The organism is Pseudoalteromonas shioyasakiensis (assembly GCF_022398475.1).
Taxonomy (GTDB): Bacteria; Pseudomonadota; Gammaproteobacteria; order Enterobacterales; family Alteromonadaceae; genus Pseudoalteromonas.
In genome coordinates this window covers 1-8,939 of record NZ_JAKEVM010000165.1, presented here as the reverse complement: position 1 = coordinate 8,939, position 8,939 = coordinate 1, and the positions used below count along the sequence as shown (strand labels likewise).

At 41.1% G+C, this 8,939-nt stretch carries 7 protein-coding genes; 5 read left to right on the top strand and 2 right to left on the bottom strand.

Going from position 1 to position 8,939, the window contains the following annotated elements:
• The first annotated feature begins 180 nt into the window (after positions 1-180).
• From L1D51_RS19250 to L1D51_RS19230, 5 genes are all read left to right on the top strand, one after another.
• Positions 181-1,011, top strand: a complete 831-nt coding sequence (locus L1D51_RS19250) for a helix-turn-helix transcriptional regulator (protein WP_054562620.1) — start codon at positions 181-183, stop codon at positions 1,009-1,011.
• A 26-nt stretch (positions 1,012-1,037) separates the two neighbouring features.
• Positions 1,038-1,640 (top strand): LysE family translocator, encoded by a 603-nt coding sequence (locus L1D51_RS19245; protein WP_239964544.1) that lies wholly within the window; start codon positions 1,038-1,040, stop codon positions 1,638-1,640.
• Positions 1,641-1,702: 62 nt separating this feature from the next.
• Complete coding sequence (locus L1D51_RS19240) at positions 1,703-2,410, top strand: helix-turn-helix domain-containing protein (protein ID WP_055022052.1); 708 nt, start codon at positions 1,703-1,705, stop codon at positions 2,408-2,410.
• 98 nt (positions 2,411-2,508) lie between these two features.
• The gene (locus L1D51_RS19235) at positions 2,509-3,429 is read left to right on the top strand and encodes a DMT family transporter (protein WP_239964543.1); all 921 of its coding nucleotides are present in this window, start codon (positions 2,509-2,511) and stop codon (positions 3,427-3,429) included.
• 1 nt (position 3,430) lies between these two features.
• Positions 3,431-3,844 (top strand): Rrf2 family transcriptional regulator, encoded by a 414-nt coding sequence (locus tag L1D51_RS19230; RefSeq protein WP_054562624.1) that lies wholly within the window; start codon positions 3,431-3,433, stop codon positions 3,842-3,844.
• Positions 3,845-3,846: 2 nt separating this feature from the next.
• Here L1D51_RS19230 and L1D51_RS19225 read toward each other — a convergent pair whose 3' ends face one another.
• Positions 3,847-7,155: a bifunctional diguanylate cyclase/phosphodiesterase gene (locus L1D51_RS19225; protein WP_054562625.1), complete on the bottom strand. Its 3,309-nt coding sequence runs from the start codon at positions 7,153-7,155 to the stop codon at positions 3,847-3,849.
• 126 nt (positions 7,156-7,281) lie between these two features.
• Positions 7,282-8,667, bottom strand: a complete 1,386-nt coding sequence (gene trhP / locus L1D51_RS19220) for a prephenate-dependent tRNA uridine(34) hydroxylase TrhP (protein WP_054562626.1) — start codon at positions 8,665-8,667, stop codon at positions 7,282-7,284.
• Positions 8,668-8,939: the final 272 nt, after the last annotated feature.

Genomic DNA, 8,939 nt, shown 5'->3' with positions numbered 1-8,939 from the left:
GAGTATTAGTTTATCTAGGCAACTGAAAAACCGAGAAAAAATCGACACTATTTGCTGTTATTTAGGAAAAAAGAAATCGGTATAACTCAATATAAGCAATTTTGTTCAAGTTTTTAGGTTGCCTGCTTCGCTATATTGGCGTAGGAATAATAACGAAGCGCACAACCTTCAGGAGCATCTGTGAGCAAAGACAATCACTTTAAGTACATCAACAACGAACAGCATCAGAGCATCTCGATGTTGACTGCGACTATGAGTGATTTTACCTATGCAAAACATGCTCACGAAGAGTATTCAATTGGCATTACTCTACAGGGGCGGCAAGATTTCTTTTGTCGTAATGCGTTTTATAAAAGCGTACCTGGCAATGTTATTTTGTTTAACCCTGAAGATATTCACGATGGTCACTCTGGCACTGAGCAAAACCTAGAGTATCTAATGCTGTATATTCATCCCGATGAATTTCAGCCTTTGTTCAAAGCGCTAGGATATAAGCAAGATTGCACATTACGTATGGCAAACACCTTATATGCTGATCCATTACTGCGTAATCAAGTGATTCACTTATCAAGGCTTTTACAAACAGATTGCACGAGCAAAATAGAGCGAGAAGCTGCACTACTGCAAATGGCGCAGTCTTTAGTAAGGCTCAACGGAAGCCTTGATTTACCGGCATTAAGCACCCGTGTTGATAGCTTACTACTGCGCGCAAAAGACTATATTTTGGCAAATATCGACAATGACATCTCTATTGATGACATTGCCCATGCTGCCACTATGTCGAAGTTTCATTTTATCCGCCGCTTTCGCGAGCACTTCGGTATTACTCCACATCAATATGTTTTGAACTGTCGTATTAATTATGCCCGTAGAGCGTTACAAGTTGGCCGCGATGCCACCAGCGTGGCGGTTGAATCTGGTTTTGCAGATGCCAGCCACCTCAATCGTAACTTCAAACGAGTATTCGGTATGACACCAAAACAATTTCAACTGCAATGGGCTCGTAGATAGAGCTAAATTACTGATTTGGAGCTGTTATGGCAGATATTTTTGCATATGCTATTGGCATTATGTACACCCCTGGGCCAATCAATTTACTCGGTTTAAGCAGTGGCTTAAATAAACAAACTCGTTCACACCTTGGGTTTTTTATCGGCGTGGGTAGCGCGATGTTTATCTTATTTGTGCTACTTGGCTACCTTGGCTTACAAGTGATCAATCCGCAGTTTTTGCCTTATGTGAGCTTAATTGGTTGCGGCTATATTTTGTATATTGCTTGGAAGGTCGCAAAAGCAAATGTACAGGTGAGTGATACCTCAGCAGATGCCTCACTTAGCTTTTTCGATGGCCTATTCATGCAGCTATTAAATCCAAAAGCCTTGGTGGCTACTTTACCTATTGCTACGATTCAGTTCCCAAGCGAGGATATTACCGGCGCTGCAATCGTATTTTGGTCTCTTATTTTAGCCATTCTTGCCTTTGGTGCTCCTACAAGTTACTCGTTAGCGGGCTTAATGCTTGGCAAACAAGTATCACGACCGGGTGTTTTTAATGTGTTTAATAAACTGATGGCTGTTTTGTTGGTTTATGTCGCGCTAATGATTGCCTACGAGCATGTGTTGACCCCGTTAATGGCCTAAAATTGATCATCCCGAGCAAACAGGCATAATAGCGTTATTCAGCAAACGGTTATCACAAAACGATGCAAGGCAATCTATCTATCCGCTCATACAGTACTAAGCCTGTTAGTCATAGCCATGACTATCATCAACTTGTACTGCCTTTAAAAGGTGTGATTGCTATTAGTGTGGGTGATTTTCAAGGTAAAGTCGCCCCCGGTGAATGCGTGGTTGTCAAAGCCTCGCAAACACACCTGTTTACCGCAATGCCAGAGGCGCGATTTGTGGTGGCCGATATGCCAAAGCTACCAGATAACCTGGCCACTGCTGAGCGCTGCGTGTTTGCAATTAATCAATCACTTTGGGCATTTTTGCAGTTTGTGGCAAAGCAACTTGAGCAAGCGGTTAATAATGAATTAGAACTTGCCATGTTTAACACCTTCGATTTGCTGCTAGCTGAGCAAATTATGCAGCCTAAGGTCGACAGCCGAATTAGCGAGGCACTGCTTTATATTGACAGTCACTTAAGCATTCCTCTTCACATCAAACACCTTGCCAGCATTGCCTGTTTAAGCCCAACGCAATTTAAGTTGCTGTTTAAGCAACAAACCGGATTGACTGTCATGAACTATGTAACCAAACAGCGAATGGAAAAAGCCCAAGCCTTACTCAGCCATACCGACTATCCGTTACAACGTATCAGTGAGTTAGTTGGTTACAATGAGCTTTCGTCTTTTAGCCGCAGTTTTTCAAAGTACTTTGGTTTATCACCAAGTAAATTCAAAAAATAACTTTAGTTTTTAACGTCAACAAAACCGTCCTTTTTGTCAAAAATTGCACATCAATTCTGAATATGCTTTTGATATCTTAAATTTAAAGCGAATCACCAATGAACCATACCATCGCGACCATTGCCGTTTTAGTCGCCAGTGTGTTTTGGGGCACAACGGGTACAGCCGCAAGCTTTGCACCAGACATAAGCCCTTTTGCAATAGGAGCCTTTGCGATGGGATTTGGCGGGGTATTACTTTGCCTAACCTCACTAACTCAGCTAATAAACAATGCGAGTACACTGCGTAAGCATTACCCTCTACCCCTACTAGGCTCAGCCTGTGTGGCTATATATCCTCTAGCATTTTATACCTCAATGAATAGCGCTGGCGTAGCAATTGGCACTGTTGTTTCGATTGCCAGCGCCCCTTTATTTACCGTCTTATTGGAATACTTAATTGAGAAAAAGCCTTTTGCAACTCGCTGGCTAGTCAGCTTTTGCTTTGGTGCAGTAGGCATTTGCTTAATCGCGTTAGGCAAAGACTCACACTCTGCTGCTAAGGGGCTGTTTAGCCAAAACATCGGCATTTTACTTGGCTTAATTGCAGGGCTTACCTATGCGGGCTATTCATGGGTTGCCAAACGTTTAATTAGCAACGGCGTTCATTCAAGAGCGACTATGGCAAGCCTATTTGGCGGCGCTGCATGTGTACTCTTGCCTTCGTTATTGATCACTGGAAATACGCTTTTTGCCACAGTTATCAATACCAGCGTGGCGCTTTACATGGCCATAGTGCCGATGTTTTTCGGTTATTGGCTATTTAGTATTGGCTTAAAAACCATAGCTGCGAGCCAAGCCGTGCTCATTACTTTACTTGAGCCTATTATCGCCACCGTACTGGCTATTGTTATTTTAAATGAGCAATTTCAGCAAATTGGCTGGCTTGGAATTGGTTTAGTGGGCGTTAGTTTGGTAATTCAAACGGTCAATATTAAGCAGTTCGTGATACACTGCAAAAAACGCATATTGACGATTTAAGATGAGAAAAGACAGCCGACTATCGCGGGTTTTACATGTGCTGATCCATTTAAACAGTTACAGCCACCCTGTTACATCAGAGACATTAGCAAACATGTTAATGACCAACCCTGTGGTTGTACGCCGTACTATGGCGTTACTACGTCAAGCGGGTTATGTATCGGCAATAAAAGGTCACAATGGCGGCTGGCTACTGGCCACTCCCTTAACAGACATCACTTTATTTGATATTCACCAAGCGCTTGGCGAAAAGAACCTATTTGTAATTGGTCTAACCGATGAGCACAGCAACTGCCCTATTGAGCATGCAGTTAACAGCGCCCTGCAAAATGCGATGGATGACGCAGAAGCACTGTTATTAAAACGTTTTGCTGAAGTGTCGCTTGCAGAGCTTGCCAGTCAATTTAAAAAGTAGGCTTACCTTGAAAAACTTGGTGACTTCACAAACTTATACAACACTGTAATTGGCAGGGGTTTACTAAAGTAATAGCCTTGTACTTGAGAACACTCAAGCTCTTTCAGTATGTTCAGCTGCTGCTCGCTTTCAACGCCTTCAGCAATTGACTCCATATTTAACGCGCTGGCTAAATCAATCATGGCTTTAACAATTGCCTTATCAGCATCGCTGGGGTTTTCTAAATCATCAATAAATGATTTGTCTATTTTGAGCTTATCAAGCGCAAAGTCTTTTAAGTAATTCATTGATGAGTAGCCTGTGCCAAAGTCATCAATCGACATTTTAAACCCTGCTTCACGCAGTTTAGTAATCGTACTTAAAGCAAACTGAGGGTTACCAATGGCAATTGTTTCCGTTAATTCAAGTTCAATACATTCAGGCTCAATAGAGTAAGTTTGTAATACCGAAATTAAATCACCAAGCAGCTGCTTTTTAACAAACTTCGTTGCCGATAGATTTATTGCAAAGGTCATTGCTGGCATATTGTCATCTTGCCACTGGCGAATTGTTTTAACAGTATTTTCGAATACCCAGTCATCAATTTTGCTAATGAGGCCACTGCTTTCAGCAATGGGAATAAACTCAGCAGGTGATACATTGCCTAATGTTTCGCTGTGCCAACGTAATAATACTTCAACAGCCACCACAGCACCTGAGGCAATATCAATTTGCGGTTGAAAGACTAAATAAAGCTCATTATCTTCAAGGGCAAAATTAAGAGCATTGATGATTTGTAATTGCCTAAGCCCAGATTTATTCATTTCTTCGGCGTAAAATAACGCATTGTTTCTACCTAACCGCTTAACCTCAAACATCGCTGATTCAGCCATTTGCAATAGGGGCTCAAATTCTTTACCATCAATTGGAAACAAGGAAACCCCGACCGATGCTGTAACAACAATGAGTTCATCATTTATTGTAAGTGGCTCACTGATCACTTTTAATAAATCGTGGCTGCTCTTATTTATAGCGCCGGTGGAGGTATAGGGCGTGATAAATGCAAAGCGGTCGCTTTGCAGCCGTGAAACCATAATATGCTCACCCATAAAGTTACAAATTCGCGCACTCAAGCTTTGTAACACTAGGTTGCAACTTGCCATACCCAATGCTTTATTGAGAATTTTAAAGTTATCTAAACCAATTAAAATAAAGGCTGCTTTTGTATCTGCTTGAAGCTTAATGGTTTGTTCAAATTCCATCTGCAACTTGTCTTGGTTTGCAAGCCCCGTTAGCTGATCAAAATAAGAAAGTTGATGTATGAGGGTTTCACTTTCAACTTCTTTGGTTACATCATGCTGAAACGAAATGTAGTTACTCACCTTCCCTTGCTTATCCATTATTGGGTAAATGGTCGTTTGCTCAACAATCACCTTACCGTGCTTGGTCATGTTAACCAAAGCACCCACCCAGGCTTTTCGATTTTTTAAGTGCTCCCACATTGTTTGATAAACAGCTGGTTCAGTTTGACCGGCACTGATTTTATGCGGGCTCTGACCTATTAGTTCATCATACTCGTACTGACACATATCGAGGTAAGCGCGATTCATATACTCAATTTTTGCATCTGTATTGGTAAACATAATGGGGTGTGGGTTTTGCTCAACCGCTTGAGACAATATGTGCATGCGTTTGTTTAGAGTAATTTTATGAAACCATTGCCACACTGACTCAGCCCAAACCGTTAGCATGTTTTTATCTTGTACACTAAACACCTTGCTTTGATGCTGCAAAATAATGGCCATATGGCACTGACTATGGCGTATCACTGGCACCACTAACAATGAGTTAGAGTCGCCAGGTAACCCGTATTCTTTCGCATGTTTTCGGTTAACAATGACAGCTTGCCCTGCCGCAATTTTGCCTTGTAACTTTTCAGTGCACACATCAAAAACATTACCTTTCTGGGCTCGATAATCATGTTGCTTTTGTTCGTTACAAATAAACAAGGCTGCGCCATCGCAATTGGTAATTTCGAGGGCTTGATTAACAGCATAATTCAACAACACATCTTGATCGTCTTGAAACGAAATTTCGGTTAGCTGTAATAAACCCCTATTAAATTTACTTTGCTGAGCAAGTGCCGCCATACGCCCAACTTTATCCGACACATCGCGGGCGTTTACTAAATACGTTGGTCCATCATTATCGTGTTCGAACAAGGTAATCGAAAATTCAAAATGAATAACCCAACCATTTACGCTAATGGGTAAGGTATTGACCAAACAAACAGCTGATTTTTTTGCCTCCATTAGCGTGCGCATAAAATCTTGCGCATCAGATTTTTCAAACATACTACTAATATTTTGCCCAACCATCGCTTTAGTAAAGACATGGCTATCGGAGTTATCACTGAAGACTTCGCGAAAAGTACCGTCTTTTTCTAGCTCAAACACAGAGTCTGGCAGTGCAGTAAGTGTTGCTTTTAACTGATTAGAGGAGTTATCCAGTGCTGCATACGGTTTAGTTACAGTTTCAACAAAGAGGATTTTATACAGTAAAAAGTAGGTGAGCCCTTTATATACATGCCCAAAAAAATTAAAGGTGTTAGTGGTATGCGACGCATCATTAGACACCACAAAACAGGCCTCACTTAAAATAGCTAATAGGCAAACTAATGTTTTACCGGCAATATTTAAATTTGTTCTGGGCTTACGAAGTTGTGTCGAAAACATCAAAACAGCGGCACCGTATAGCGCTAAAACAAGTAGATCAATTAAAAACTTAATATGGCTACCACCGACTCCTTCTATGTATATGTCTGGCAGTAAACCTGGAAAATAAAAAAGAGAGCTTGCAATAAACAAACTAAAAAGCAGTAAAGAGGTAAGTAAGGCACGCGCATTTAACGGTTTATATTTAACCCAAATCCCTGCTGCAATAATTAAAAAAGCAGCTCCATTAAATAACCGAGCAATGAGCCAAAAACTTAATACCAAGTTCATGTCTGCATTGCCTTCGTGCATGCTGTCAAAAGCTAAAAAGTGCAATGAATCAAAAATGGCAACGCACAACATGGTGCAAGAAAGTAATAACAGTTTGTAGTTATTGGTGAAATGCCAAGTGTTCCAACCAATTGCAAAAATTAAAAACGAGATCACAACTGAGAACAATTCGACGCTCGTATGCATTGCTACATAAAAAGGAATAGCAGCAATAAGCCCTAATCGCTCAAGTAGTAAGACAATAGCCAGCAGCAATACCCCTACCGCAACATAAGGTACTGTGTGTAAAAGCTCTTTATGATGTGATGGATGAACAACGTATTTCACTATAGTTTTTGACTATGTTTAATTATTACCCTTAGAAAAAAGAATAGTAAAAATAGCTAGTAACGACAGTGAAATACCAAAAAAAGATGAGATCAATGCGCTAAGTATGACTTAGCGCATCTTTTATTATGCTTTTTTGAATGGATTACGGGTATCTTGGTCGGCATCTAGATTACGCATTAAGATTGCGTGATCTAAATCGATATCTTCTGGCAGAGGAATTTTAACAATATGACCAGAGCCTTTTGCATCGCTAATGGCTTCGCCTTTTTTGTTTTCCATAAAATCCAACTTAAAGTTGATGTTGCCTTTTGGTGTCATAAGCTCAAGTGAATGACCAGTACAGAACTTATTTTTCACATCAATTTCAACTAAGCCATTATCGTTGCGACCTAATACTTCACCGACAAACTGCTGTTTATCTGATACCGAATGACCGTACTCATAGTTTTGATAGTCTTGATGTGCATGGCGTTTTAAGAACCCTTCGGTGTAGCCGCGGTGCGCTAAATTCTCAAGAGTTTTAAATAAGTTTGCGTCAAATGGACGGCCAGCAACGGCATCATCAATGGCTTTACGATACACTTGTGCAGTACGAGCAACATAGTAGAAAGACTTGGTACGGCCTTCAATTTTTAAACTATGCACGCCCATTTTCGTCAGTTGATCAACATATTGAACTGCACGTAAATCTTTTGAGTTCATAATGTAAGTGCCATGCTCGTCTTCAAAAGCAGGCATGTACTCACCAGGGCGCCCTTGCTCTTCAAGCATGAATACTTCGTTACTTGGTGCACCATCACCTAGGGTTGGGATCACCGCTTTAGGGTCAATTTTATGCACCATTTCGCCGGTTTCATTCTCGGTGCCTGGTTTCACATCGTAGTTCCATCGACATGCATTGGTACACGTTCCTTGATTTGGATCGCGTTTATTTATATAACCCGATAGCAAACAACGGCCAGAGTACGCCATACAAAGTGCACCGTGAACAAACACTTCAAGTTCTGTATTTGGGCATAGTTCACGAATTTCAGCGATTTCTTCAAGCGATAATTCGCGCGATAAAATGACTCGTTCAATACCCTGCTGAGCCCAAAAGTTCACTGTGGCATAGTTCACCGCATTGGCCTGCACAGATAAGTGAATAGGCATATCTGGCCACTTTTCACGCACTAACATAATAAGCCCAGGATCAGACATGATCAGCGCATCTGGCTGCATCTCAATGACAGGCTCAATATCGCGTAAATACGATTTTACCTTGGCATTGTGAGGAGCAATGTTCGACACCACATACAACTTTTTATTTTGCGCATGGGCTTCGTTGATACCAACTTGCAGATTATCTAGGTCAAACTCATTGTTACGAACACGAAGGCTATAACGAGGCTGGCCAGCGTAAACGGCATCTGCACCATAGGCAAAGGCATAACGCATATTCTTTAAACTACCCGCAGGTGATAACAACTCAGGCGTAAAAGGACGAGGGGTCAAAATAGGTGACGACATGAAAGCTCCACACATCGAACCGAGTACAAGTCGGTTGCATGAATTAATACGATAATGAAGCGCGGCAGTATAATAACCTGCCCAGTAATTTTATTGATCTAGATCATGATTGGTGAAAACTCAGCAAACAAGCTGTGTGCCAATAAAAAGAAAAAAGGTGACCAATCCTATGGCCACCTTTTTAGATCAAACTCAATTAACTATCCAGGGTAATTGGTTTGGATTTGCTAATGTTAACAGCCAAAAAAGCTACAACATATATTCTTTAATAA